Source organism: Streptomyces sp. 549 (assembly GCF_030124175.1).
Classification (GTDB): domain Bacteria; phylum Actinomycetota; class Actinomycetes; order Streptomycetales; family Streptomycetaceae; genus Streptomyces.
In genome coordinates this window covers 37,948-62,467 of record NZ_JASKMT010000002.1, presented here as the reverse complement: position 1 = coordinate 62,467, position 24,520 = coordinate 37,948, and the positions used below count along the sequence as shown (strand labels likewise).

Annotated in this window: 26 protein-coding genes; 12 read left to right on the top strand and 14 right to left on the bottom strand. The window is 69.7% G+C overall.

Going from position 1 to position 24,520, the window contains the following annotated elements:
* Positions 1-44: 44 nt before the first annotated feature.
* The 6 genes from QNO07_RS02360 to QNO07_RS02335 all read right to left on the bottom strand — a co-directional run bounded on the left by QNO07_RS02360 (position 45) and on the right by QNO07_RS02335 (position 5,519).
* Positions 45-983 carry a hypothetical protein gene (locus QNO07_RS02360; RefSeq protein WP_283989678.1) on the bottom strand — a complete coding sequence of 313 codons (939 nt, stop codon included), beginning with the start codon at positions 981-983 and terminating at the stop codon, positions 45-47.
* A gap of 84 nt (positions 984-1,067) precedes the next feature.
* Positions 1,068-2,285: an ABC transporter permease gene (locus QNO07_RS02355; RefSeq protein ID WP_283989677.1), complete on the bottom strand. Its 1,218-nt coding sequence runs from the start codon at positions 2,283-2,285 to the stop codon at positions 1,068-1,070.
* Positions 2,282-2,974, bottom strand: a complete 693-nt coding sequence (locus tag QNO07_RS02350) for an ABC transporter ATP-binding protein (RefSeq protein WP_283990042.1) — start codon at positions 2,972-2,974, stop codon at positions 2,282-2,284. The genes QNO07_RS02355 and QNO07_RS02350 overlap by 4 nt, the downstream gene beginning before the upstream one ends.
* Before the next feature lie 36 nt (positions 2,975-3,010).
* Positions 3,011-4,576, bottom strand: a complete 1,566-nt coding sequence (locus tag QNO07_RS02345) for a hypothetical protein (RefSeq protein WP_283989676.1) — start codon at positions 4,574-4,576, stop codon at positions 3,011-3,013.
* A 125-nt stretch (positions 4,577-4,701) separates the two neighbouring features.
* A complete protein-coding gene (locus QNO07_RS02340; RefSeq protein WP_283989675.1) occupies positions 4,702-4,998 on the bottom strand; it encodes a hypothetical protein in 297 nt (98 codons plus the stop codon).
* A gap of 287 nt (positions 4,999-5,285) precedes the next feature.
* Positions 5,286-5,519, bottom strand: a complete 234-nt coding sequence (locus tag QNO07_RS02335) for a response regulator transcription factor (protein ID WP_283990041.1) — start codon at positions 5,517-5,519, stop codon at positions 5,286-5,288.
* Between the two features lie 277 nt (positions 5,520-5,796).
* On the opposite strand from QNO07_RS02335, the gene QNO07_RS02330 reads away from it, so the two are divergent.
* Positions 5,797-6,444 carry a response regulator transcription factor gene (locus QNO07_RS02330; RefSeq protein WP_283989674.1) on the top strand — a complete coding sequence of 216 codons (648 nt, stop codon included), beginning with the start codon at positions 5,797-5,799 and terminating at the stop codon, positions 6,442-6,444.
* Positions 6,445-8,388: 1,944 nt separating this feature from the next.
* Here the strand turns inward: QNO07_RS02330 and QNO07_RS02320 are convergent.
* On the bottom strand, positions 8,389-9,771 hold the full coding sequence (locus tag QNO07_RS02320) for an MFS transporter (RefSeq protein WP_283990040.1): 1,383 nt from the start codon (positions 9,769-9,771) through the stop codon (positions 8,389-8,391).
* A gap of 104 nt (positions 9,772-9,875) precedes the next feature.
* Between QNO07_RS02320 and QNO07_RS02315 the strand changes: the two genes are divergently transcribed.
* Positions 9,876-10,235: an ArsR/SmtB family transcription factor gene (locus QNO07_RS02315; protein WP_283989672.1), complete on the top strand. Its 360-nt coding sequence runs from the start codon at positions 9,876-9,878 to the stop codon at positions 10,233-10,235.
* A gap of 223 nt (positions 10,236-10,458) precedes the next feature.
* On the opposite strand, the gene QNO07_RS02310 is transcribed toward QNO07_RS02315, so the two are convergent.
* From QNO07_RS02310 to QNO07_RS02300, 3 genes are all read right to left on the bottom strand, one after another.
* Positions 10,459-10,860: a pyridoxamine 5'-phosphate oxidase family protein gene (locus QNO07_RS02310; protein WP_283989671.1), complete on the bottom strand. Its 402-nt coding sequence runs from the start codon at positions 10,858-10,860 to the stop codon at positions 10,459-10,461.
* Positions 10,861-10,961: 101 nt separating this feature from the next.
* The gene (locus tag QNO07_RS02305; RefSeq protein WP_283989670.1) at positions 10,962-11,366 is read right to left on the bottom strand and encodes a hypothetical protein; all 405 of its coding nucleotides are present in this window, start codon (positions 11,364-11,366) and stop codon (positions 10,962-10,964) included.
* 139 nt (positions 11,367-11,505) lie between these two features.
* Complete coding sequence (locus QNO07_RS02300) at positions 11,506-12,807, bottom strand: APC family permease (protein ID WP_283989669.1); 1,302 nt, start codon at positions 12,805-12,807, stop codon at positions 11,506-11,508.
* Positions 12,808-13,088: 281 nt separating this feature from the next.
* On the opposite strand from QNO07_RS02300, the gene QNO07_RS02295 reads away from it, so the two are divergent.
* On the top strand, positions 13,089-14,132 hold the full coding sequence (locus QNO07_RS02295) for a DUF3048 domain-containing protein (protein ID WP_283989668.1): 1,044 nt from the start codon (positions 13,089-13,091) through the stop codon (positions 14,130-14,132).
* Between the two features lie 104 nt (positions 14,133-14,236).
* Positions 14,237-16,165 (top strand): ABC transporter ATP-binding protein, encoded by a 1,929-nt coding sequence (locus QNO07_RS02290; RefSeq protein WP_283989667.1) that lies wholly within the window; start codon positions 14,237-14,239, stop codon positions 16,163-16,165.
* A 164-nt stretch (positions 16,166-16,329) separates the two neighbouring features.
* Here the strand turns inward: QNO07_RS02290 and QNO07_RS02285 are convergent, their stop codons facing one another.
* A complete protein-coding gene (locus QNO07_RS02285) occupies positions 16,330-16,605 on the bottom strand; it encodes a hypothetical protein (RefSeq protein WP_283989665.1) in 276 nt (91 codons plus the stop codon).
* Between the two features lie 564 nt (positions 16,606-17,169).
* On the opposite strand from QNO07_RS02285, the gene QNO07_RS02280 reads away from it, so the two are divergent.
* From QNO07_RS02280 to hisS, 3 genes are all read left to right on the top strand, one after another.
* Positions 17,170-17,814 carry a DUF2975 domain-containing protein gene (locus QNO07_RS02280; RefSeq protein WP_283989663.1) on the top strand — a complete coding sequence of 215 codons (645 nt, stop codon included), beginning with the start codon at positions 17,170-17,172 and terminating at the stop codon, positions 17,812-17,814.
* Positions 17,814-18,041, top strand: coding sequence for a helix-turn-helix domain-containing protein (locus tag QNO07_RS02275; RefSeq protein ID WP_283989661.1), 228 nt, complete (start codon positions 17,814-17,816; stop codon positions 18,039-18,041). The genes QNO07_RS02280 and QNO07_RS02275 overlap by 1 nt, the downstream gene beginning before the upstream one ends.
* Positions 18,042-18,351: 310 nt before the next feature.
* A complete protein-coding gene (gene hisS / locus QNO07_RS02270; protein WP_283989660.1) occupies positions 18,352-19,680 on the top strand; it encodes a histidine--tRNA ligase in 1,329 nt (442 codons plus the stop codon).
* 301 nt (positions 19,681-19,981) lie between these two features.
* Here hisS and QNO07_RS02265 read toward each other — a convergent pair whose 3' ends face one another.
* The 3 genes from QNO07_RS02265 to QNO07_RS02255 all read right to left on the bottom strand — a co-directional run bounded on the left by QNO07_RS02265 (position 19,982) and on the right by QNO07_RS02255 (position 21,341).
* Entirely contained in the window at positions 19,982-20,191 is a 210-nt protein-coding gene (locus QNO07_RS02265) for a DUF397 domain-containing protein (protein WP_283989659.1), read from the bottom strand.
* A 104-nt stretch (positions 20,192-20,295) separates the two neighbouring features.
* Positions 20,296-20,505, bottom strand: a complete 210-nt coding sequence (locus QNO07_RS02260; protein ID WP_283989658.1) for a DUF397 domain-containing protein — start codon at positions 20,503-20,505, stop codon at positions 20,296-20,298.
* Positions 20,502-21,341 (bottom strand): helix-turn-helix domain-containing protein, encoded by an 840-nt coding sequence (locus QNO07_RS02255; RefSeq protein ID WP_283989657.1) that lies wholly within the window; start codon positions 21,339-21,341, stop codon positions 20,502-20,504. Before QNO07_RS02255 ends, QNO07_RS02260 begins: the two co-directional genes overlap by 4 nt.
* Before the next feature lie 93 nt (positions 21,342-21,434).
* Here QNO07_RS02255 and QNO07_RS02250 point away from each other — a divergent pair, with 93 nt between their 5' ends.
* The 5 genes from QNO07_RS02250 to QNO07_RS02230 are packed head-to-tail and all read left to right on the top strand — an operon-like array spanning position 21,435 to position 24,492.
* Positions 21,435-21,695, top strand: a complete 261-nt coding sequence (locus tag QNO07_RS02250; protein ID WP_283989656.1) for a hypothetical protein — start codon at positions 21,435-21,437, stop codon at positions 21,693-21,695.
* The gene (locus tag QNO07_RS02245; protein WP_283989655.1) at positions 21,692-21,961 is read left to right on the top strand and encodes a DUF7848 domain-containing protein; all 270 of its coding nucleotides are present in this window, start codon (positions 21,692-21,694) and stop codon (positions 21,959-21,961) included. Before QNO07_RS02250 ends, QNO07_RS02245 begins: the two co-directional genes overlap by 4 nt.
* Positions 21,958-22,452 carry a hypothetical protein gene (locus QNO07_RS02240; RefSeq protein ID WP_283989654.1) on the top strand — a complete coding sequence of 165 codons (495 nt, stop codon included), beginning with the start codon at positions 21,958-21,960 and terminating at the stop codon, positions 22,450-22,452. The genes QNO07_RS02245 and QNO07_RS02240 overlap by 4 nt, the downstream gene beginning before the upstream one ends.
* A 19-nt stretch (positions 22,453-22,471) precedes the next feature.
* Positions 22,472-23,356 (top strand): radical SAM/SPASM domain-containing protein, encoded by an 885-nt coding sequence (locus QNO07_RS02235; RefSeq protein ID WP_283989653.1) that lies wholly within the window; start codon positions 22,472-22,474, stop codon positions 23,354-23,356.
* The gene (locus QNO07_RS02230; protein WP_283989652.1) at positions 23,353-24,492 is read left to right on the top strand and encodes a methyltransferase domain-containing protein; all 1,140 of its coding nucleotides are present in this window, start codon (positions 23,353-23,355) and stop codon (positions 24,490-24,492) included. Before QNO07_RS02235 ends, QNO07_RS02230 begins: the two co-directional genes overlap by 4 nt.
* Positions 24,493-24,520 lie beyond the last annotated feature (28 nt).

Here is a 24,520-nt window from a genome sequence, read left to right as displayed (position 1 = left end):
CCGTTGACACTCACGTGCTCTCCACCACCTGTCCGTGCCTGCCTTCACCCCCTGAGCAGCGGCCCCGGCAGGTCGATGGTTTCGACGGTCGTCCCCTGGTCGCGCACCACCGCGACACTGTCCCGGGAGAACAGCAGCCACCCGGTCGCCGTACGCCGGAGGCTGTCCACGCCCGACAGTTCGGTGCCCACCCGGCGCGTCTCGCTCCCGTCACCGAGGTCCAGCTCGACCAACTCGATGCCCGCTCGGCTCCGGAGCGCCACCGCCACCGTGTCGCCCGACACCGCGACAGCCTCCGGCCGCCCACCCTCGATCCGGACGACCGTGGCGGCGTCATCAGAGGTCATCGCGATGCGCGGCACGGAGGTGTCCGCGCCCTTGCCCCCTACGAGGACCGGACGCCCCCGCGTGCACGCCAGGTCCGAGACCTCAAGGTCGCCGACTCGCGCCGGAACGGGGCGAACCTGTCCGCTCACCACGTCCACCACGGAGTACGTGCCGGCGTCGGTCCCCACGCACAGCGTGTCCGAGTGGCGGTCAGCCGCGGCAAGGGGGAGACGGTCGGGCAACACCACGGTGCGCGTGGTCGATCCGTCCTCGGGATCGCTGACCAGCAGCGGTCCTGATGCGGACGGCACCGCCACCAGGCGGCTCCTCGTCGCGTACAGGCCGTGCAGGGCGGCGCCGTCTCCCAGAGCAGTGAGGGTGTGCTCACCCTTGTCGATCTCGTATCGGCGGTCCGGCTTGCCTCCCGTGCGCGGTACCGACACGATCCAGCGCCCGTCCGCCGTGTGCACCAGCTGCGGTACCACCGCGTCCTCGTCGTCCGCCTGCGAGGGCACCACCGCCAGGCTCTCGGCAGTGCCCCTCTTCGGGTTGACTCCGATCACTGCCAGCTCACCGCCGACCTCCGCCAGAGCGAATGCCTGCGCTCCGTCCCAATCCGTCCCCAGGTCCACACCGCCCGGACCGGAGCAGCTCACAAGGCTCCAGACGGTGCAGGCAAGCAGCGCAGTGGTCAACGCAGTGCGCCGGGTGGAGGTTCGTCGAGTGGAGGAGAGCACGGCTCACCAGTCCTTCATCGCGTCGGTGGGAGCCAGCCGTGCGGCACGACGGGCAGGAAGCAGGGAGCCTGCTGCGACCACCAGGACAGTCGCTGCCAGCAGCAGGCTCGAAGTGGCCGGCGAGGGCAGCAGCAGACCGCCTCCCAGATAGGGCGCAAGATCAGGGATCCCACGCAACGTCGCGGCGGTGACGGTGCTGAGAACGGCTCCCCCGACCAGGCCGAGCAACGCCGCGGCAGCCCCGACAAGCACCATCTCGAATACCAGGAGAACGCAGACCGTGCGCGTACGGAATCCGAGCGCCTTGAGGATGCCGATCTCCCGGGCTCGTTGGCGGGACAAGGCCCCGGTGACGGTGATGGCTCCGGCGAAGGCCAGCAGCCCGAGGACTCCGAGCAACACCTTGCCGACCAGGCGGATCAGCTCGAGCACGGTCGGAAGTGCGTGCAGCTGCTGCTGCAGGGTGCTGGCTGGAAACCCCATTGCCTGCACGGAGTCGAGCACAGCGGGGACGTCTCCGGAGGAGGCCGTGAGGATGGTGAGCTGGTTGTAGCCGACAGTGCTCAGGAAGCTGTCCTCCGGCACTCCTGCTTTCGCCGCCGCCCAGTTCACCACGGTGGCGTCGTCGGTGTAGGCCGCGTCCGGTCCGTCGAGCTGCCAACTCGGATCGTAGAGACCCACCACACGAACCGAGCTGGTGGCCCCGGTGCCCTCGCCGTCACTCACGAACCTCGTGGTGTCGACCGTGATGCGCTTCCCCAACACGGTTCGGAGATCGTCTCCCTGTGCTCGCGCGGGCAGCACCATCTCGCCGGCTCGGAGCGGAAACAGCGATTTCCGTACGGACGCGGTGACGGGAGGGGTCAACGCCTTGCGGTGGGTCGTGGCGTAGAGCAGTACACCGTCGATCGCCTCGTCCTTGAAGGCGAACGACACCTGCGCCTGATGCTGCACGTCCACCACGCCGGGAAGAGCCGCCAGACGTTGTTCTGCCTGCTCTGTCAGCGGCGAGACGTCAGTGCGGTCGACCGGCCGCTCTACGGTGATGCTCCGGTTCGCGGTGCTCTCCTTGACACCGGTGTCCGCGGCGTTCTGAGCCTGGTCGGCAACGCCGATGGCGGCCAGGCAGAAGGCTGCCGCCAGCGACACCAACAACACCAGCCCGATCAGTCTGCGACGCAGGGAGATGACGTTGGACACGGCAAGCTGAAAGACGTTCACAGCGAAGGGTCCCCCTCGGCCTCGGAGATGAGCGAAGGAAGGGTGAAGCGGCCTTTGTCCATCGTGTGCACGGAGTCCGCCATGGCCGACACGCCTTTGTTGTGAGTGACGATCACCACAGCCCGGCCCTCGGCGGCGAGTTCCCGGAAGAGCGCCAGCAGGAGCTGCTCACTCTCGGTGTCCAGGTTGCCGGTCGGCTCGTCGGCGAGAATCACTGACGGCTCGTTCACCAGCGCCCGGGCGAGGGCCACACGCTGCTGCTCACCGCCGGAGAGCTCACCCGGCCGGTGACCGGCACGCGAGGCAAGGCCGACCCTGTCAAGAAGGTGACGGGCACGCTCGAGCCCGGCCCGGTAGGGGCCCCGGTAGGGAAGCACCACGTTGCGCAGCGCGGAGTGCTGGGGAAGCAGGTTGTAGGCCTGGAACACAAAACCCAGCCGCTCCCCTCTCAGCCGTGACAGTTCCGCGTCGGCAAGCCCCGTGGTGTCCACGCCGTCCACCAGAACCCGCCCGCTGTCAGGCGGCGTCAGCAGACCGAGGACGTTCAGCAAGGTCGACTTACCCGAACCCGAGTGCCCGACCAGGGCTGTCACCTCGCCGGCGGGGACCTGGAAGTCCACCTCATGCAGCGCGTCGACTCTGCTCCCCCGCAGCGTGAAGGACTTGCTCACGCCCTTCGCCTCCCACATCACGTTCACCTGACCGGTGCTCCTTCTCTTGAGGTTCTATGAGTGCGCACCGGCACCCGTTCTGGCAGGGAGGACATCGAGTCCACCACCGAAGCGGCGGTCCAGGGACCACACCGCCCAGGTGGTCCGCAGGTCACACCTGCTGTTTCCGGCGCCGACCTGGTAGAGGTCCGGAAGCTCAGGGCATCCCCGGTACGGAGCCAGGCCGTCGGCAAGCACACCTTCGATGGCTTTGTCGGGGGCCGCACCAAGGATGCTGTGCGCTCGCACCACCAAGGCCAGGTCGTACACCGAGGGGAGACGATTCGGGCGAGCGACATACGCGGCGAGTCCCTCGGGGGTGATCCAGGCGGGGACCTTGTGCTCCAGACGCGCCTCGGAAAGGCCGACAACAAGTTCCGCGGCTGCCACAGCGCCCTCGGGCGTCTCCACGTCCCACTGGCTCACGCGGGGCGCACGGACCGTACCCCCGGCTTGAGTGCAGGCGTGAGCCATCCGCTGCCAGACCGCGGCGTTGGCGACGGTGACGCTGCGGGGCACCGTCTGGCCGTCCTGGCAGAGCGTGCGCACCGGCCGGCGGGAGGGACGCTTCCCCCCGGCAGACTTGTAGACCGCCGACCAGATCAACTGCTCCGGTCCGGTCCCGCTGAAGTAGTCCGAATCAGCAACCCCTTCCAGCGCTTCCGCCAACTCGCTGTCGATCGCACTTCCACCAGCCATCAGTTGGAGGCGTTGTACGTAGAGCGAGGCGTCCAGACTGCCGAGATAGGCGTCGGGGTCGCGGATCGTTCCGTTGCCGAGGCGATTGGTCTCCAGCCGTTGCCGGACCTTTTCGAACGCTGACGAGGCCGCGCCTGCTCCCGACGACCGCAGGATGGCCACCACGCTGTGGAGCTGCTCGTAGTCGAGGTTCCCCACACTGTTCTCGAGAACACGGGTCCACGCCGTCCGGTCGACCCTCGCGGGCTGGCCTGCGGACCGTCGAAGCAGAACGTAGCTGTACGTTTCTTCGAGCCGCGCGTTACGCGCGTCCGTCTTCAACGCGGGAAAACCGTCCATTGAGGGCGCGGAGAACCGCTTGACCAACCTGTCGGGCACAGGCATCCCGATCAGCTGCAGGGAACGGGCGACAGCAGCGGCAGCATCGATGTTCTGCACCGCCTCTGCTTGTTCGCGCAGCCACTCAGCAGTGGTCGTGGTCTGCGGCTGCGGCAACGCATCCAGGGCGTCTGTGGCCGCGAGGAGTTCCAGGGCCGCCCAGGTGCCGCCGATCCTCGCCGCCGCTGTGCCGTCACCCAGCATCGGATCGACGTACCAGCCGCCGTCACGACGCAGTTCGGCCACCGCAGCGGCGTCCGACTCGACCAGGGCCCCCTCCGCACCAGCCGCACGCAACGGGATCAGCCAGGTACGTCCCCACAGCGGCGACGCGGCGACAGCATCGCCGCGCATGGCTCGAACCTCCTCGTCAGAGATGCTGAGCCTGGGATCGACGCCTACCTCAGCCAGCGTGCGTAGCGCATATGCCTGTGCCTCCGGGCTGGCCGGTTCCTCCCGAAGGAACGGGTGGTAGTACAGACCGTTCTGCGAGCTGACGAGCACGCTGAGTTGCGTTACCGGCTCCGGGGCATGAGGCTCAGCCGGTGCGCCGGCGCACGAGGCGATCAGTGCGCAACCGCACCACGCGCAGAGAGCCCTTCGAAGAAGGGCTCCTGCACGCGACACGGTCAGAATGCGCCCGCGTAGGCGCACTTCTCGCTCACCTTGATGCTGCTGTTGACCTGGGCGGAGCCGCAGCTCTTGGTCGAGACGTGCACGGTCAACTTGCTGGGCTTCATCTGGCCGCTGGTGTCGGCGATCCAGGTCTTGGTGTTCCTCAGCCGGACCTCGCCCAGCGACCGGCTCTTCATGGTGAGCGTCGCCGAGGGCGTCTTGGAGATCGTCAGACTGGCGCTCACACCATGCGCCCGCAACTCGGCGCGGTTCTGGATCCACTGGGCGTTCTTGGGGTTGGAACCGCTCATCTTTGTGGACGCCTTCCAGTCGCAGGCATTCACGTACAGACCGCAGTGCCAGGCGTTGACCGTTATCTTGTTCCCGCCCGGAATGTTCCAAACAGTGGAGTCCGAAGTGGCGTGCGCCGGTACTGCCATTCCTGCCATGAGAACTGCCGCACCGGCGACAACGAAGGCGCCCGCGCGTGCACGCATCATCTTTGAGACCTTGGCAGACATAATTCCTCCCTACTGGAAAGCGGCCCGGTCGGCCCTTTCCACTCCCAGCAAACATCCCTGACCTACGAGGACTTCTGCTAGTGGCCTTTCGGGAGGTGGCCATGCGTACACCCTGACTCGCACAGATCACCGTGGCGCAGTACCGCAATCAGTGCGGCCTCCACTCTGGACGCGACAGCAAGTTTTTCGAGTATGCTGGAGACGTGCTTCTTGACGGTCCTCTCGCTGATACCGAGACCGCGGGCGATCGCGGCATTGGTGAATCCGCCACCGATCCTGACGAGCGTCTCCCGTTCCCGGTGGGTCAGCACGGAGAGGTCGTTCCCGCAGATCCGCGATATGTCATCAGGAACTGAGCATGCTTGGCTAGTGGATTCTCTGGCCGTCCTGCATTCGGCGGTCGCCGTCCCGTTCACTGTTCTTCTCCCCCGTTGCACGGCCTGCGGCCGCAGATCATGAGCGCAGCCGTCCTTCCGGACCGGCCTATGATGCGCAAGCAATAGTCGCACCCTGGACTTGGGGCGATCTCCTCCCTGCGGAGGGTTTCAGCTCTCCTACCTTCGGCCGCTCACCTGTCGGGAGTCAGTGATGATCCGTGTGCTCGTCGTGGACGACGAGGAGCTCGTGCGGGACGCCCTGCGCTGCATCCTGAGCTCCCACCACGACCTGTCGGTGCACGTCACCCCGAGTGACGCGGCACTCGCGCGCGTGCAGGAGGACACACCTGACCTGGTTCTGCTGGACATCGTCATGCCGCCGCCCGACGGGCTCACATTGCTCACCGCGATTCGGGCACTCGTGTCCCCGCCACCGGTGGGAATGCTGACCACCTTTGAGACCTCCGAACATCTCGAAATGGCCCTGCGGGCTGGGGCTTCGGGATTCCTGCTGAAAGACAGCGATCCCGTGTTCCTAGGTCACGCCGTCCGTGTTCTCGCCGGAGGAGGGTTCATCTGCACCCCCTCCCAAAGCCGGACCACAATCGGACGGCTGATGCACGGACCCGATGTTCAAAGCAGCAAGGCCGTCGGCGATGCGCGGCTTCCGTTGCTGACGAAGAAGGAACACGAGGTTCTGGCGCTGGTGGCCGCCGGGGACTCGAACGCGGCCATCGCGGCCCGGCTCGGCATCGGGCTGACCACCGTCAAGACACATGTCACCGCTCTCAGGCGGAAGCTCCTCGTCACCAGTCGGGTCGCACTCGCCACGGCCGCACAACGCGCCGGTCTGGACTGAGGCAACCCCGCAGTCTGCCGTTCGTGCATACGCGCCGTGCCGCCGCTCGGGCGGACGGGAAAGGAAGAGGGGTCTCTTGGCAGCTTCCTGTGGGTTGACCGCTCCGCCGCAGGGGGAGGGGCGCGCACCGGCGGCCCGGGCAGTGGCCCGCATGGCGTCAGCGCTGGCCCGCAGCGTGGGCCACCTGCGGCGGATGCACGTGGCGCCCGGCAGCGGCGGCCGCAGCGACGAGGCCTCCATGCGTCCCATACGGACCTTCCCGATGAGCGCCTGGGCGCCGGCATCTCCGCCGGATCGTGCGCACCGGCCGACGCCAGCGCCGCAAGCTCCACCAGCAACGCGAAGTCAGGCAGCCGCAGTTCAAGCCGTGGCGTGACCAAGCGAAGGCCGCGCAGCGGCCAGCACGTCTCTTCCAGGGCGAAGGGCTGTTGCAGGCGAGAGGACGCGGCGGCGAGCCAGGGTGGGGGCGGGGTGGGTGGCTGCTATACCTGGAAGGATGAGGATGCCCCTGCTGACTCGTCCAGACCTGCGGTCGGCGGCGGTGGGGCTGTGGCCGCTGGCCGCACTGACCGGCGCGGTGCTGCTGCTGGCGTTTGCCGGGGTGCTGCCGCGCTGGCCGGGGCTCGTGCACGCGGTCGCGCTGCCCCCGGCCGACCTGTACACGGATCTGCGGGTGCTGCTGGCGCGCTCGCACTCCGAGCCGGAGTTCCTGGCGGCGCTCCTGGTGGTGCTGACCGTACGAGTGGTGGTGCTGTGTCTGCTCACTGGTGGGCTGACGTGGGGCCGGGTGCGGTTCGCGGTGCTGTTCTACCTGGTTGTCGGGGTGCCGCTGACGCTGGCCGCGCAGATGGCGTTCATGGCGCAGTCGCTGCTGTACTCGCGGCTGTTCTGGGCGGCGATGTCGCTGCTCGTACTGGTGTGGTTCGGGACGGCGTCGCTGCCCTGGCAAGGGCAGACGCGGTTGCGCAGCGCGTTCCGGGAGGCGTGGCGGAACGGCCTGCGGATCTCCGTGCTGCTGCCGTACGCGGTGGCGCTGCTGCTGCTCGGCGCGGTCGCGGATCTGCGTCCGGGCTGGTCGCTCGCACTGGTCCCGGTGTCGGCTCTACTGACCGGGGCGGCTGTGCTGGCGTTGCGCCGCCCGCCGCGCGGCCGGCCGGTGCTGCGCCTGGGCGCTGCGGCCGTGGCCTGCGCGGTGGCGGCGACGGTCTTCGTGACGACCCGCGGCGGGGAGGGGTACGGCCCGCAGGCGCCGGCGCGGCCGGGTTCGCTGCTGCTGATGTCCGGCATCAACTCGTCTTCCGGCAGCGGCGCGATCTTCGAGACGGAGGTCGAGCGACTCGGCTACACCTGCGAGCAGACGTACTACTTCTCGTACGCGGGTGAGGGGGACGGTCAGCCGCGCGGGGTTGCCTCCTGCCCGATCCGTACCGGCGCGCCCTACCACCCCCCGGACACCCAGCGTCCACTCGCGGAGCAGGTGGAGATCTTCGCGGAGCAGGTCAGGGATCTGCCGAGGCCGCTGGTGGTGGCCGGCCACTCGCTCGCGGTGTGGGTGGCGTGGCAGGCGGTGGCGGAGGGGAAGGCACCGGAGGTGGACGTGCTGCTGCTGGTCGGGCCGTTCCCGCAGAGCCCGCTCGGATACCCCCCGGCGGGGGAACGGGGCGAGGCCCGGGTGGCCGGTGCCCTGCTGCGGCTGGTGGTGCCGCTGGCCGAGCGCGTCGACTTCGCCTTCGAACCGGACGCGCCGGTCGCGCGGGAGCTGCTCGCCACCCCGGACGGCGCCTCCACGGCGCTGGCGAAGCCGCTGCCGCCGCAGGTGCGGGCGTTGAGCGTGACCTCGGCGACGGACCTGCCGCTGATGCCGGACGGCTGGCGGCTGCCGGTGGACCGCAACGTCTGCCCGCAGCGGGTCGCACATCCGTATCTACCGATCAGACCGGTGTACTACCACGAGGTGAACCGCTTCCTCACCGGGCAACCGCCGCTGGAGTGCCCGGCGTGGCGGAACTGGGGCGCCAAGCTGTCCCGCCCCTTCGCGCTGCCGCCGCACACCTCCGTGAACGACCGGCGGTGATGTCGGGCGCCGCGGCGTCGCCCTCCCCGGCGCTCGGTGAGTCCGCCGCGTCGTGGCCCCTCGTCAGAGGGCCAGGTCAGTGCGGCGGCGAGCGCGCCCGCGAGGGCGATGCCACCGAGCGCCCAGGAGGCGGTTCGCATGCCGGCCGTGGCGGCGAGCCAGCCGGCCAGCGGGTAGGTCAGCAGCCAGCAGGCGTGCGTGAGGGAGAACCGGGCGGCGAACGCGGCGGGGAGGTCGGCGGGCGCGGCCGAGCGGCGGACCAGCCGTCCGGCCGGGGTGAGGACCGCGGAAGTGGCCGCGCCGAAGGCGAACCAGGCCCCGAGAAGGAAAGGCCAGGACGGTACTGCGGAGGTGGCGGTGCCGTAGGCGGCGAAGACGACCGGGAGGCCGAACGCGGCTGGCAGCATGACCTCGCGGTCACCGACCCGTTCCAGGTACCGGGGCAGCAGGAGCGCGACGAGCACCGACCCGGCCCCGAAGGCACTCAGGGCGAGCGAGACGTCTCCGGCCGACCGTTCGAGGTGGTCCCGGACGAGGACGACGGTGTTCACGATGACCATGGACCCGGCCGCGGCGGCCGCGAGGTCCATCGCCAGCAGTGCGCGAAGGCGCGGGGTGGCCCAGTACAGCCGGATGCCGAACGTGGCGCTGCGGCGGGTTCGCGCCGGGTCTGCGGTGGGGGTCGGTCCCGGCAGCACGCAGGAGACGACCAGGGCGGCGGACGCCAGGAAGCCGAGCGTGGTGCCGGCGAACAGCCAGCCGTAGGTGACCACCGAGAGCAGGACCGCGGCCAGTACCGGGCTGAGGAGGTTCTCCAGGTCATAGGCCAGGCGCGACATCGACAGCGCCCGGGTGTAGTCGCGCTCGTCGGGCAGCACCGCCGGAAGGGTGGCCTGGAACGCGGGGGTGAAGGCCGCGGACGCCGCCTGGAGGGCGAGGATCAGGACGTAGATCTGCCAGGTCTGGGTGACGAACGGCAGGCTCAACGCGATGCCGGCGCGGGTGAGGTCCATCGCGACGAGCAGGGCGCGCCGGGGTATCCGGTCGGCGACCGCGCCCACCATCGGCGCGACGACCACGTAGGCGAGCATCTTGACGGCCAGCGCGGTGCCGAGCACCGCGGAGGCGTCCTCGCCTGCGAGGTCGAAGGCCAGCAGGCTCAGCGCCACCGTGGCCAGACCCGTGCCGACCAGCGCGATCACCTGGGCGGCGAAGAGATGGCGGTAGGTGCGGTTGCGCAGCACGGAGAGCACCGGCACGTCCTTCGATCGGCGGCTCGGACGCCTCCCACCCTAGCTATATGTGCGCACGTGCGCACGTATGAAATCGGGGAGGTCCGGCGGACTACGATGGGCGCATGCCCGGACGCGAACAGGCCCCAGTTGCAACAGAGGGGCATCGACGCGCCCCGGGGGCGGAACAGCTCCACACCGCCTCGTCGGTGTTCGCACTGCTCGCCGATCCGACCCGGCTGCACCTGCTGTGGCTGCTGGCCGAGGGTGAGGCGGACGTCACCGCCCTCACCGCCGCGAGCGGCGCCGCCCGCACCGCGGTCAGCCAGCACCTGGCCAAACTCCGGCTGGCCGGCCTGGTCCACGCCCGGAGGGAAGGCCGGCACGCGGTGTACGCCCTCACCGACGGACACCTGCGCCGCCTGGTCGTCGAGGCCCTGAGCCACGCCGACCACCAGGTCACCGGAGAGCCCTGGCACGCCTGAGCCGCACGCAGGCAGGCGCTTCGGGGAACACCGGCATGCCCCGGCACACCGAAACGGCCCGCCAGGAGAACTGACAGGCCCTCACGGCAGAACCAAAGTCAGCAGCTCAACGCCCACTTGCGGGAACGCAGCCCGTAGGTGCCGCGAAGTCGCCCTACTCCACTCGGACATCTGCCACCGACGGCTCAGGACTCAGCACTCACGGCTGCTCCTGCCGCCGCCGTCATCGGGCCGTGCCGGCCATCAACCACCGACGTACCTGTACCTCCACCAGCACTCGCTTGCTGTCGGGGCCCGGAGCGGACACGTCCCACCCGTACTTCTGCTCGAACGCGACCACGACCTCGCGGGTGAACCCGTCACTGACCAGTGATGCGTCTCCTTCGGCGACAACCGGGAACCGGCCGTCCTCCAGTGCCAGGGTCACCCGGGGCTCCTTTCGGATGTTCCTGACCTTGACGGAGCTGTCGTCCACGCCGATCCACCACCGGGAGCGCCGGTAGACGAACCAGACAGGCGTGACGTGGGCAGAGCCGTCCGGACGCACGGTGCACAGCCAGGCGTTCTCTTCCTCGCTCAAGCGCAGGCGGACAGCAGGGCCTGGCTCGTTGACAAGATCACTCACTCCGCCATCCGACCAGCAGGCGCGAGGAAGCGCATCGGGCGGCGCGTCGGACCATCAGCCTAGGTCTCGTGAACCAGGGGAAGCGCCGCCTCAAAAGCCTGCTACGGACCACGCCGAGACGCGTCGACCGCTTCTCGCGCCAGTGCGGTCCGCCTGGTGAGCAGCACGATCGCGGTCGGCACGGTCAGGACCAGGAGGTACCGCCAGACGCCCTCGCGCAGGCCGAGGAGGAAATGCTCGGCGCTATGGGCGACTGCGGTGGACACCGCCCACAGACTGAGTGGCAGCGAGCCGACGACCAGCGCCAGCCACGCGCCCCGACGGACCCGGACCACGCCTTCCGGGCGCCCTCGCGCGACGGAGAGGGTTCCGCTGAGCACGAGGCAGGCGGAGAGCAGCAGGACGAGGGAGTACGGCGTGCCGAACACGTCGGCGAAGAACACCGCGACGCCCAGCAGCGCGAACCCCAGGCCGCTGAGCAGCCAAACGATCAGGGCGGCAGGCATCCGCTCACGCTGGGGCAGGCTCACCGAGTGGTGTCGTCAACGGCCTCGTCTGGCTGGTTGATTGACGCGAAACCGGCCAAGAGCCGCCGCGCACGCCACCCCCGCCCGCTCATTCCCTCCCGCCTCACTCCCGCCCGCCTCACTCCTGCCGCCGCCCCACCAGGGCCCGGCGGGCGACATAGGTGGCGGCGCCGGCCAGGAGCACGGCGGCGCCGGCCAGTACCGAGCCGAGCGGCAGCGCGAAGGCCAGGGCCGCGCAGCCGATCAGTCCCAGGACGGGCACCACGCGCGGCGGGCGGCCCTCCTCGCGGGTGAGCGTCCAGGCGGAGACGTTGGCGATCGCGTAGTAGGCCAGCACACAGAAGGAGGAGAAGCCGATCGCGGCCCGCAGGTCCGCCGTCGCCGCCGCCACTGCGACGACCGCGCCGACGGCGAGTTCGGCGCGGTGCGGGACCTGGAAGCGCGGGTGCACGGCGGCCAGCGCGGACGGCAGGTGGCGGTCGCGGGCCATCGCCAGCGTCGTCCGGGAGACGCCGAGGATCAGGGCCAGCAGCGAGCCCAGCGCCGCGACCGCGGCGCCCACCCGCACCACGGGTGCCAGCTCGGGCACGCCGGCCGCGCGGACCGCGTCGGCCAGGGGCGCGGTCGCACCCGCCAGGCCGTCGCTGCCCAGCACCGACAGCACCGCCACCGCGACCGCCGCGTACACGGCCAGGGTGATGCCCAGCGCGATCGGCACGGCGCGCGGGATCGTCCGTGCCGGGTCGCGGACCTCCTCGCCGAGCGTGGCGATGCGGGCGTATCCGGCGAAGGCGAAGAACAGCAGGCCGGCCGCCTGGAGCACGCCGGTGAGGGTGGCGTCCGCGCCGATGTCCAGGCGGGCGGCGTCCGCCTCGCCCGAGGTGAGCGCGGCGGTGACGACCGCCGCCAGCACGGCGAGGACCACGGCGATGATCGTCCTGGTCAGCCAGGCGGACTTCTGCACTCCGGCGTAGTTGACCGCCGTCAGCGCCACCACGGCGGCCACCGCCACCGCGTGCGCCTGGTCCGGCCAGGCGTAGAGGCCGACGGTCAGCGCCATCGCCGCGCAGGACGCCGTCTTGCCGACCACGAAGGCCCACCCGGCCTGGTGGCCCCAGAACGCGCCCAGCCGCTCCCTGCCGTAGACGTACGTGCCGCCCGACGCCGGGTAGCGGGCCGCCAGCCGGGCCGACGAGGTGGCGTTGCAGTAGGCCACCGCCGCGGCCAGGGCGAGCCCCAGCAGCAGCCCCGATCCGGCGGCGCCGGCGGCCGGGGCCAGGGCGGCGAAGACGCCGGCGCCCAGCATCGCGCCCAGCCCGATCACGACCGCGTCGAGCAGCCCGAGCCGGCGGCCCAGCTGCGGCTGCTGCGGCTGCGGCTGCGGCTGCGCGGGTTCCGTGCCGGGTGACGAGCTGCTCATGTCCACTCCACACGTCGTGGCGACGCGACCCGCGCCGGGGGTCCCGCGCTGCCGCCGAAGTCCTCAGCACCGCCGACCCTAGGGCAGCGGACGTGGCGGACGGGCCCCGCCCGGGTCGTGTCCTGCGGCGCCCGACGCCGGGTGCCGGGCGCCAGGTGCCGCTGTGGCCGTCCCGTCACCCGCCGGAGGCTGTGCAGGGGCCGGATGGCCGTGGCAGAGTGCAGGGAGGAGTGGTTCGAGGTAGTCCTTCCCGGACCGACACTCTTTCGCGGAGGCCCGTCATGCCACCGAGTTCTCCCAGCGCCCCGCCGACCGGCACCGACGCCCCGCCGAACGCCGCCGCCCACCGGCCGGACAGCGGCTCCCGGCGGCGACCGCGCGGGGTGCGGGCACGGGTGGCGGCGGCGTTCGCCGTCGCGGCGCTGCTGGCGACCGCCGCGGCCTGCCAGCCTGCCGAGGGGGACGGCAAGGGCCGGGGGCCGTCGCCGTACACCGGGCGGACAGCCGAGGGCGGGCAGGTGCTGGCGGTGAAGTTCGACAACAACGCGCGGGCCCGGCCGCACACCGGCCTTGAGCAGGCCGACCTGGTCTACGTGGAGAAGGTAGAGGGCGGGCAGAGCCGGCTGATGGGCGTCTACTCCAGCTCCTATCCCGAGACCCTCGGTCCGGTACGCAGCGTCCGGGAGTCGGACCTGGAGCTGCTGCGGCAGTTCGACCGGCCCGCGCTGGCCTACTCGGGTGTGCGCAGTGCGCTGGAGCGGCAGGTGGAGGCGTCGCCGAACTTCGCGCTCCCGCCCGGCAAGGTGCCCGGCGCGTACTTCCGCCAGGCCGGGCGGACCGCGCCGCACAACCTGTTCCTGCGTCCGGCCGAGGCGCTGCGGGCGGCACCGCAGGCGAGCCGTCCGTCCGACATCGGGTTCCGCTTCGGGCGGGCGCCCGGCGGCGGCAAGCCCGCGTCGGAGTGGACGGTGCGGTACTCCTCGGCGAGCACGTCGTTCACGTGGTCGGCGGAGGAGGGGCGCTGGCTGGCGTCGTTCGACGGCACCCCGGCGATGGACAGCGGCGGCGGGCGGCTGGGGGCGCCGACGGTGGTGGTCCAGCACGTGACGATGCGCCCGTCGGACTTCCGGGACGTCACGGGCGCGGTGACGCCGTACATCGAGACGGTGGGCCGCGGCGAGGCGACGGTACTGCGGGACGGACGGGCGTTCGAGACGACGTGGCAGCGGTCATCGGAGACGGCCGGCACGACGTTCACCCGAGCGGACGGCGCACCGATGCCGTTCGACCGGGGCCAGGTGTGGATCGTCTACGCGGACCGGTGACCCCACCACCCCACCCCGGCGGTAGCGGCGGCCGAGCGACAGTTGACTTCAAGTCGAGTTGAAGTTCTACGGTCGTGCCATCGACTCAGCGACGGAGGTGCGGGATGTCCATGGAAATCACCGCGTGGAACGCGATGTACAACGCCCGGCACGCGACCGACGACCAGCGCCCGTTCTCCCGGGCCACGCTGCGGCGCATCTTCGCGTTCGCCCAGCCGCACCGGCGGATGCTGCTGCTGTTCCTGCTGTTCAGCACGGTCTCCGCGGTGCTCGCGGTGGCCACTCCGCTGCTCGCGGGGCGGGTCGTCAACGCCATCGTGGACGGGGCGGCGCAGCGCACCGTGGTGATGCTGGCCGTCCTGATCGCGCTCATCGCGGTCGCGGAGGCCGCGATCGGGCTGCTGACGCGCTGGCTGTCGGCCCGCATCGGCGAAGGGCTCATCCTCGACCTGCGCACCGCGGTCTACGACCACGTGCAGCGCATGCCGGTGGCGTTCTTCACCAGGACCCGCACGGGTGCGCTGGTCAGCCGCCTGAACAACGACGTGATCGGCGCCCAGCGGGCCTTCAGCGACACCCTGTCGGGGCTGGTCAGCAACGTGGTGACGCTGCTGCTGACGCTCGCGGTGATGCTCCAGCTGTCCTGGCAGATCACCCTGCTGGCGCTGGTCCTGCTGCCGGTCTTCGTGCTCCCGGCCCGCCGGATGGGCGCCCGGCTCGCGCAGCTCTCGCGGGAGGCGGCGAACCACAACTCCACCATGAGCACGCAGATGACCGAGCGGTTCTCCGCCCCGGGCGCCACGCTGGTCAAGCTGTTCGGGCGGCCCGAGCAGGAGTCGGCGGAGTTCGCCCAGCGGGCGGGACGGGTCCGTGACATCGGGGTGCGCACCGCGATGCTGCAAATGACGTTCGTGACGGCCCTGACCCTGGTCTCCGCGCTCGCCCTGGCGCTGGTCTACGGACTCGGCGGGTTCTTCGCACTGCGGGGCAGCCTCGACGCCGGCACGGTCGTCTCCCTCGCCCTGCTGCTGACCCGGCTGTACGCACCGCTGACCTCACTGGCCAGCGCCCGGGTCGAGGTGATGAGCGCGCTCGTCAGCTTCCAGCGCGTCTTCGAGGTGCTGGACCTCAAGCCGCTGATCCAGGAGAAGCCGGACGCCCGCGAGGTGCCGGACGGACCGGTGGGCGTGGAGTTCGAGGCGGTGGACTTCGCCTACCCGTCGGCGGACAAGGTGTCGCTCGCCTCCCTGGAGGAGGTCGCGACGCTGGACACCCGCGGCGGCGAACAGGTGCTGCACGACGTCAGCTTCCGGGCCGAGCCCGGCCAACTCGTCGCCCTCGTCGGCTCGTCAGGAGCGGGCAAGTCCACCATCGCGCAACTGGCGCCGCGCCTCTACGACACCGACCGGGGCACGGTACGGCTGGGCGGCGTGGACGTGCGCGACCTCAGCGCCGAGACGCTGCGCCGCACGCTGGGCATGGTCACCCAGGACGGGCACCTCTTCCACGACTCCATCCGCGCCAACCTGCTGCTGGCCCGGCCGGAGGCGACGGAGGAGGAGATGTGGGACGCGCTGCGCAGGGCCCGGCTGGAGGAGCTGATCGCCTCACTGCCCGACCAACTGGACACCGTCGTCGGGGAGCGCGGCTACCGGCTGTCCGGCGGGGAGCGGCAGCGCCTGACCATCGCCCGCCTGCTGCTGGCCCAGCCCCGGGTGGTGATCCTCGACGAGGCCACCGCCCACCTGGACTCGACCTCGGAGGCAGCCGTGCAGGAGGCGCTCGCCGAGGCGCTGTCCGGGCGCACGTCCGTCGTCATCGCACACCGGCTGTCGACGATCCGGCAGGCCGACCAGATCCTCGTCCTGGAGCACGGCCGCATCGTCGAACGCGGCACGCACGAGGAGCTGCTGGCCCGAGGCGGACGCTACGAGCAGCTCTACCGCACCCAGTTCAGCGAGTCCGACGAGCACGCGCCAGAGCCGCCCGACCCGTCGGGCCGGGCGACGGCGGCGTCAGCGGCGGCGATCTGAGCCACGGCGGCCAACGGCCCCGCCGTGCCTCCCGAGTGGGGGGGGCGCGGTGGGGCCCCTGCCATGCCGGGACCAGTTTGCGAGAATGCCGGGGGAAGAGGTGGCACTTCGTGCCCGCCTCCTCCCCCGGCATCAGCGCCTACCCCGTAGTCGAAACCCGGACCTCAGGCGTGGCGGCCTCGCAGCCGTGCCTCGGCGTGCGGCATCGCAACCCAGCTTCCAGCCCCCACGACGAGGCCGGTGAGCGCAAACCACGGGTTGGCCGCAGCGACAGCCACAGCCGCTCCCACGAGGCAGCCGACGGCCACGCTGTACGACAACCGATGACTGGTGATCCAGCGTTGCACAGGCGTGAGGCCGTTGCGGCGACGTCCGGTCAGAGACAGCACAGCCAAGGAGAGGAAGAGGCCCCACAGGGCAAGGAGCGCGAGCGTGGTCAACGTTTTTCCCTACTGAGCGGCTACTTCTTCTGACAGTCTCGCTCGCCGCACTTGTGCTTCTCGGGGGCGAAGGCCGAGTGGAGCAAACCTCGGCCTTCAGGCAATGTCCGGACTTGTAGGAGCGAGTTGCGACTACGGCGCCGACGGAGACCGCTGGTTGCCAGCCAGCACAAACGACAGCACAGACACCGGCCCACCCGATGCTAGGGCACGGCCCCGGCAGAGGACGCGATGTCCCTGGAGTCCCGTCTCCGGGCCGCCAACAGCGTGAGGGAGTCAGCTCTCCTCCAAAAAAGACGAGCGCCGTGAGTGGCGACAACGCCTCTTGGCGCCCCGCCATGACGGAGGCCTGTGCGACGGACTGCTCAGCGGCACGACTTCCCACCCCGCCGAACCTCCCACGCCGGAAGGTGCGGCGAGCCTCCGTCGTGCCGGTCTTCGCAGGCAATCCGGACGGGGGGGGTCTACGCAAAGCTCAACGATCGCGCCTGGCTGTCAGTTGCCAAACCCCCACTAGTCCCCGTATCGTTTTTCGATAACATCGATAATCGATACGGGGGTATCATGGCGAGGGTACGCAATCCGCTGGAGCCGATGTCAACGGCGGTCACGGCCATCGTGACGCTGGTCGCGGGGCTGGTGGGCGTGGGCTTGCTCGCCGCGCTGTTCGTGGACGGCGTGCACGTCCTCGGCGTCGGCGACAAGCCGGTCTGCGTCATGGATACAGCCACGACGGTCAGCGTCGGCGAGGCACCGACTGGGGGTCTCAAGCCCGTACCGGGAGCAACGGTCGACCTCAGCGCCCACCCGAACTACTGCACGGAAGACCCGAGTACGGTCCAGAGCCTGCTCAACACCACAACCCAGCTCATCCCCTTCGTTTTCATCGTCGGAGCGCTCCTGCTTGTCCTCCAACTGATCCGAAGTGCGGAGCGCGACGGCCTCTACACCGCCCGGACCGCAGAGCGGCTGCGCAGGCTGGGCTGGTGGCTGCTGGCCGGCAGCGTGCTCACCGCGATTGCCGTGGCCACGGCCGAGAAGGCTCTCATCGACTCCCTGAGCCAGGGCGGCGACATCAGCGTTGTCTCCGGACTGTGGACGTGGGACGCTCCCTTCATGGCGATCCTCACCGGCCTCGGTGTCCTCTCCTTCGCCCGGATCATGCGAGTCGGCATCACCATGCGAGAAGACCTCGACGGAACGGTCTGATGTCCGAGGACAAGCAGGAGCACGCGATCGAGGTCCACCTCGACCGACTGCTGGAGGAACGCGGGATGACCTTGGCCGAGCTGGCCGACAAGGTCGGAGTCACGCATGTGAACCTGTCGATCCTCAAGAACGGCCGGGCGAGAGCCGTGCGCTTCACCACCCTGACCCGCCTCTGCGAGGTGCTGGAGTGCCAGCCGGGCGACCTCCTCAGTCACCGCAAGAACTGAGCACAGGGCCCACGAGGGTTCGACCCTCGGGGTCCGCCCTGCTGTGGCGATGGCACATTGTGATGCCACGTCAGGACGCCAGGTCTGGGGCACACACCGCTTGATTTCGTGGACCCGCCATACCTCCCGAGCCGGGGGTATGACGGAACCTCCGTCAGGCTGGGACCAGCTCGGACCGGACGGTCTCGCGTGCGCGCTCATACAGGGTTGGCGCGTGGTGGTTCCGGAGGTGGGGGCGGATGATATCGGGAAGAAACACCACGGCGAAGCGTTTTGCTCTCGACCACCAGCGTTCGGGACTATGGCCCTCATGGCCTCCTTGAAGCAGTTCGACCCCGCATCCGGGACCCGCGACTTCCTCGCAGCCGAGTACGAGAGGCGCGAGCACGCTTTCGCGACGATTCGGACCGTGTTCGCCCGCTACGGCTTCCAGCCTCTCCAGACCCCTGCTTTTGAGCGGCTGGACGTCCTCACCGGCAAGTACGGCGACGAAGGGGACAAGCTGATCTTCAAGATCCTCCGGCGCGGCGAGCACGAAGCGAGCGGAGAGGCCGATCTCGCATTGCGCTACGACCTCACCGTCCCCCTGGCACGAGCGGCAGCGGCATACGGCAGCCAGCTCCCCTCTCCGTACAAGCGGTACGCCATCGCCCCGGTCTGGCGAGCGGACCGGCCGGGGAAGGGGCGGTTCCGCGAATTCGTGCAGTGCGACCTGGACATCGTGGGCTCGTCCTCACCCCTGTCAGACGCCGAGGTGGTCCTGGCGCTGCACGACGCGCTTGACTCACTCGGTGTGCCGGAGTTCCGATTCCTGGTGAACTCCCGGCACGCCCTGTTCGGGCTGCTGGAGGCGTACGAGGTTCCCGACGAGCTGGGTTCGGGTGCGCTGATCACGCTCGACAAGCTCGACAAGCTCTCTCCGGAAGCCGTTGTTAGTGAGCTGGTAGCCAGTCGTGGACTGTCACAGGAGATGGCCCAGGGCCTGGTGGACGATCTCACGGCAGCCGATGCGGTCGAGCGCGTCCGGACACGGCTGAAGTCCAGCGAAACCGGTCAGGCCGGCCTGGCCGAGGTGGACCACCTGCTGGAACTGGCCAAGGACACGATCCCGTCCGAGCGGATCGGGTTCACGCCGAACCTCGTGCGCGGACTCGACTACTACACCGGCATCATCTTCGAGGTGGTCGCTCCCGACGTGCCCGGATCGATCGCATCCGGAGGACGATACGACAGCCTTATCGGACGCCTCGGAGGCAAGGACGCACCTGCCTGCGGGGGCTCTCTGGGCATCGAACGCATCCTGCCCCTGCTTTCCCAGACCGAGGAAGCCCCGTATGCGCAGATCGAGGTAGCCGTCACGGTCATGGGAGAGGAGCAGGCCGCCGACAGCTTCCGGCTGGCAGCCCAAATCCGCCGGGCCGGTGTGCGTACCGGCGTCTATCTCGGGTCAAGCGGCAAGTTCGCCAAACAGATGAAGTGGGCCAGCGAGCAGGGGGCCCGATTCTGCGTCATCTACGGCGCAACCGAGCGCGAGGCCGGTACGGTCACGCTGCGGGACATGGACAGCGGCGAGCAGGTACAGGTCCCGTTCGATCAGGCCGCCGAAGACCTCTTCCGGCGGTGCGCACCATCCAGTTGAAGACGATCACGGCGCTGCTCTACCTCGACGAGTGGGCCGCGGTGTCGCAGTGGACATAGACGATGCCCCCGCTCCGCAATCCCGCCAACCGTGGTGGGTGGCGCCGCCTCCGTCCCGCTCTCGGAGGCCGAGAAGCCGACTTCCGCATGGGTGACGGGCTGCCCGAGCCTCGCCGGGGCGAGCCCTTCCGAGGTCAGCGGCCGGACATCCTCGCGCGACCCGCTCCCGTTACGGGGGCATGGCGGGGGTGTCCCGCCATGCCCCACCGTGCGTCACGGTGGGGGCAGCGCTGGATCGCCGGTCAGACGGTGCCGAGGTCTCCGACCTGGACGCCCGCGACGAACGAGGAGAACGCATCGGCACGGAAGGCCAGTGCCGGACCGGCCGGGCCCTTGGAGTCACGGACGGAGACAGTGCCACGCGAGACGGCAAGGTTCGTGGCGACCTCGACGCACTGGCCGCCGTTCTCGCTGTAGGAGGACTTGACCCAACAGGGGGGTTCGGTCGTCACGGGGTGCCCTTTCATAATCGTTCGATCACGACCGGGTGCATGCACAGCAAAGTGCCATGCAGAGCACGGCGGAACTGCCCTGACGCAGTGCCCTTGCCGACTGGTCAGACGGTGCCGGATTCTCCAACCTTGACGCTCGCCACGAAGGAAGCGAACGAGCCAGCAGGGAAGACCAGAACCGGACCGGCCAGGTTCTTGGAGTCACGGACAGGGACAGTGCCGCGCGAGGCGGCGAAGTTGGCGGCGACCTCGATGCAGTTGCCGCCGTTCGAGCTGTACGAGGACTTGAACCAACGAGGGGATTCGGTCGTCACGGGGTGCCCTTTCGCAACTGGCTGATCTTGGCCACGGCCGCTGCCTGCGACAGCGACTCGCCCTGTAGTTGATGGTAGGCCGTGAGCATGGGCACCACGAAGGAAGTTTCCCGCTCGACGTGCCCCTGTGCCTGTGATTCGGCGTACGCAACGACGGATCGGTCGGCAAGGGTGAGCAGATTGACTGGGAGGTTGAACGCCCTTCGTGCGCCTATGCCGAACGGTGCCACCTGGATGATCCAGTTGGGGAGGGAGGCCACCTCTACCAGTCTCTGAAGCTGGGCGCTCATCACTTCCGGGCCGCCAACAGCGTGATGGAGGCAGCTCTCATCCATGACGACGAGCACCATGGGCGGTCGGGGCCGTACCAACGCCTCTTGTCGCGCGGCCAAGAACGAGACTCGCTCTGCGGCCTGCTCGGGTGTGATGGCCCCCCGCTGTACATCGCCGTCGGCCAAGGCCCGCGCGTACTCCGGTGTCTGCAACAAGCCAGGGACAAGCCCGATCTCGAACAGCCTGATCTCGACTGCCCGGCCCTCATAGCCCACGTACTCCGGGAAGCCTTCCAACAGGCTGCCGTGCTTGACCTCCCGCCACTCGCGCTCGAACGATTCGGTGCCGCCACCCGTCCCTAACGCTTCGTCAATCTTGCGCACAAAAGGAAGGGTTGGCGGTTTGCGACCAGTTTCCACCGCCGACACGTGCCGACCCGTATAGCCGACCAGAACTGCAAGGTGGTCCTGGGTCCACCCGCGCGCCTCGCGCAGCCTGCGCAGACGCGCACCGAAGGCTGCTTGCGGACTTGCCTCCGGGTTCAGCTCTTTGCGGTTTACCAATGTGCCCCCCTATTACGCCACGTTGAAGACCGCTCGACTCTAAGCCACTCTGAGCCTCCTTGGTAGTGGAATGACTACGGAGAGGAGCGACAGGTGGACGGCGAGAACGTTTGCCCGAACGCGCAGGAACCTCCGGGCCCCCCGCAACTCGGCACGCTCGTGCTGGACATCAGCAGTGGCGGCCGTATCGGGGAGTTCCGAGGGGTCGCCGGCCCCTACTGGGCGTTGCGCCCGGTCTGCGGTGGGACGGAGTGGGAAGCCGAGCCCGAGCACGTGCGTCCTGCGGACCCGATGGAGAGGTTGCAGGCCGAGAACGCGCGGTGCAACGCTCGAAGCCGGGGTGAACTGCTGTGACCACGGCGGCCCGTCGCGTGTTCCGGTTCGTCGACTGGACTCTCCGGCCCGACCAGGACGACGACGCTCCCCCGCTCACACACCGGTTCCGCTGCCTGTCCCTCACGGACGACGACACGGAGTGCGGCGCCGAGTCCGACAAGCACACCGACCCGCTCGACGCTCAGGCCTGGACGTTCGAGCACTTGCGAGCCAACCCCGAGCACACCAGTTACGCCGAGGTGATCGAACGCCCGTGGGTCATGTGGCTGGGGTGCCCGTCATGAGCAACGGTTCGCAGCCTGCGGGCTACCGGTGCGAAGTGCGCGCCGACGGTCTTGTGTACGGCACGGGCGAGACCGTGCCGTACGTCCTGGGCACCTTCCAATCGATCTCAACAATCCTCGCGCTTCGGTGGCTTCGCACTGCGGCGCTGCGGATCGCGGATCGACTCGACCCCGACCCGCAGCACTCGACGTGGGTGAGGCTGTTCATGCGCTTGCCGACCGTTCCCTTCCCCGACTGCCCCACTCGACTCCGCACATGGGCTGCCGACCGGGACGGGCAACGCGAGGCGCGACAGCATCTCAAGGCCGGGCATCCACTGTTCCGCACGTTCGCGGACACGGACTGCACCTACGCCCTGTCCGTCTCCCCATCCCTGCTGCCCGCCGACGAACCCGACCGGGCATCACCCGAGCCGATACCCCACCGCATCGGCGGACTGCCGCGTCCCCCGCAGGAAGCGCACCGGCCCCGGAACCACCACCGCTCGTAGGACGAAGGGAACAATCGCCGTGACCACTCTGCTTGAACCACCCTCCGCCGCCTTTCCCATCGGCATCGCGTCGCTGGAGCTGGAGATCACCGGACGGTGCCAACTCACCTGTACACACTGCCTGTCCGAGTCCAGCCCGCAGGCGACGCACGGCGCCATGACGCCTGCGGACTGGCGAGGGGTGATCATCGACGCGGCGGCGCTCGGCGTCTGTTCCGTCCAGCTCATCGGGGGAGAGCCAACCGTCCATCCGCACTGGCGGGAGTTCGCTGAACTCGCGCTCTCGCTCGGGATGGGGGTGGAGGTCTACAGCAATCTCTTCCACGTCGCCCCCGGCTGGTGGGATCTGCTCACCCGTGAGGGCCTGACGCTGGCGACGAGCTACTACAGCGACGAGCCCGAGGAACACGACAGGATCACCGGACGTGCGGGCAGCTACACCCGGACCCGGTGCCACATCCGGGAAGCCGTCACCAGGGGCGCGACCGTGCGGGCCGGGCTCGTGGAGGTCCTGCCGGGACAGCACGTGGCCGAAGCCCGCGCCGAGCTGGAATCCATGGGCGTCAGGCACATCACGACCGACCGGGCGCGGGCCGTCGGGCGCTCTGCCCTGCCGGGGCAGTCCCCGACGCTGGACGAGATGTGCGGCCGGTGCACCCGTGGACGTGCCGCCGTCCTCCCGAACGGCGACCTCGCCGGCTGCGTGCTCTCCCGCGACTTCCCGGCAGGGAACGTACGCGAAACCCGACTCGGCGAACTGCTCGGTGGGAAGGCATGGGCACGGCTCTCAGCGAGCGTTCCCCCACCACGCGCTCAGGGCTGTTCCCCGGACGACCAGAGCTGCCAGCCTGGACAACCGGCGTGTCTGCCGCAGTTCCCCAACTCCCCGGACGGTGCGCGATGACGGAATGGGCACAGCACGCAGCCGCCCTGGCAGACGAGGTGACGCATCCGCAGTCCCGATGGCGGGACGCCGTTCGCCTCACCCCTCGCCACCTGTTCGTGCCCCGCTGGTGGTGGGCCGAGCACGACGGCGCACTGTTGGCGGACGGCCCGGCCAACCCCGAGCTGTGGCTGCGCGCGGCCTACAGCGACACCACCCTGGTCACTCGCACGGGCTCACTCCACGCCGACCATGCCGAGCCCGAGAACCGGCCCGCGTGGTGGCCCACTTCTTCGTCCACCCTTCCGTCGCTGGTGGTGCAGATGCTGCGGCACGCCCGACCGGCCGAGGGGATGAGGATTCTCGACGTGGGAACCGCGTCCGGGTACTCCACGGCGCTGTTGTGTCACCGTTTCGGCGACCGGTACGTGAGCAGCGTGGACGTGGACCCGTACCTGACCGACACCGCCCGGGAACGACTCGCGGCAGTCGGGTACCGGCCGGAGCTGGTGACCGTGGACGCCACGAAGGAACTCCCCGGCGGGTACGACCGGATCGTGGCCATGGTGGCGATGCCCCGCGTTCCCCCAGGGTGGTTGCGTGCTCTGCGGCCTGGTGGACGACTGGTCACCACTCTCACCGGCACGACAATGATCATCGGAGCGGAGAAGACACCGGACGGGGGCGCTGTCGGCCGAGTCGAACGCGACTGGGCCGGGTTCATGCACGCGCGCCACGGCTCCGGCCACCCGCCCCACCTCATCGAGAGCTTCCCGCACGCCAGGGACCAGGAAGGGGAAGAGGTCAGCACCGGCCGCTACCCCGTACTCAACGTCTCCGACGCCTGGGAGGTGAGTACGCACCTCACCCTGACCGCCCCGGGAGTGGAGACCCACTACGAAGAACTCGGCGACCGTCGCACGGCATGGCTGTTCCACCCGGACGGGTCCTGGGCGCGTGCGTCCGCCGTGTGGACCGACCCGCCCGAGGTGCACCAAGGCGGCCCGCAACGGCTCTGGGACGCCCTCGAACGCATCCGCAACCGGCTGAACACCGAAGGCGCACTGCCCCTCTACGGCGCGCACGTCCGCATCACCCCCGACGGCGTTGTGCACCTGTCACGCGGAAAGTGGCACGCGTCCCTGGGCGAGGGCTGAGCCCGGCACGAGCAAAGGCGCCCGGCTC

What these genes read in the sequence shown, in the direction of transcription:
- QNO07_RS02350 (WP_283990042.1), bottom strand. Translation starts at nt 2,974, where the DNA reads ATGTGGGAGGCGAAGGGCGTGAGCAAGTCCTTCACGCTGCGGGGGAGC.
- QNO07_RS02340 (WP_283989675.1), bottom strand. Translation starts at nt 4,998, where the DNA reads ATGAGCGGTTCCAACCCCAAGAACGCCCAGTGGATCCAGAACCGCGCC.
- QNO07_RS02330 (WP_283989674.1), top strand. Translation starts at nt 5,797, where the DNA reads ATGATCCGTGTGCTCGTCGTGGACGACGAGGAGCTCGTGCGGGACGCC.
- QNO07_RS02315 (WP_283989672.1), top strand. Translation starts at nt 9,876, where the DNA reads ATGCCCGGACGCGAACAGGCCCCAGTTGCAACAGAGGGGCATCGACGC.
- QNO07_RS02305 (WP_283989670.1), bottom strand. Translation starts at nt 11,366, where the DNA reads ATGCCTGCCGCCCTGATCGTTTGGCTGCTCAGCGGCCTGGGGTTCGCG.
- QNO07_RS02300 (WP_283989669.1), bottom strand. Translation starts at nt 12,807, where the DNA reads ATGAGCAGCTCGTCACCCGGCACGGAACCCGCGCAGCCGCAGCCGCAG.
- QNO07_RS02295 (WP_283989668.1), top strand. Translation starts at nt 13,089, where the DNA reads ATGCCACCGAGTTCTCCCAGCGCCCCGCCGACCGGCACCGACGCCCCG.
- QNO07_RS02290 (WP_283989667.1), top strand. Translation starts at nt 14,237, where the DNA reads ATGTCCATGGAAATCACCGCGTGGAACGCGATGTACAACGCCCGGCAC.
- QNO07_RS02280 (WP_283989663.1), top strand. Translation starts at nt 17,170, where the DNA reads ATGGCGAGGGTACGCAATCCGCTGGAGCCGATGTCAACGGCGGTCACG.
- QNO07_RS02275 (WP_283989661.1), top strand. Translation starts at nt 17,814, where the DNA reads ATGTCCGAGGACAAGCAGGAGCACGCGATCGAGGTCCACCTCGACCGA.
- hisS (WP_283989660.1), top strand. Translation starts at nt 18,352, where the DNA reads ATGGCCTCCTTGAAGCAGTTCGACCCCGCATCCGGGACCCGCGACTTC.
- QNO07_RS02240 (WP_283989654.1), top strand. Translation starts at nt 21,958, where the DNA reads ATGAGCAACGGTTCGCAGCCTGCGGGCTACCGGTGCGAAGTGCGCGCC.
- QNO07_RS02230 (WP_283989652.1), top strand. Translation starts at nt 23,353, where the DNA reads ATGACGGAATGGGCACAGCACGCAGCCGCCCTGGCAGACGAGGTGACG.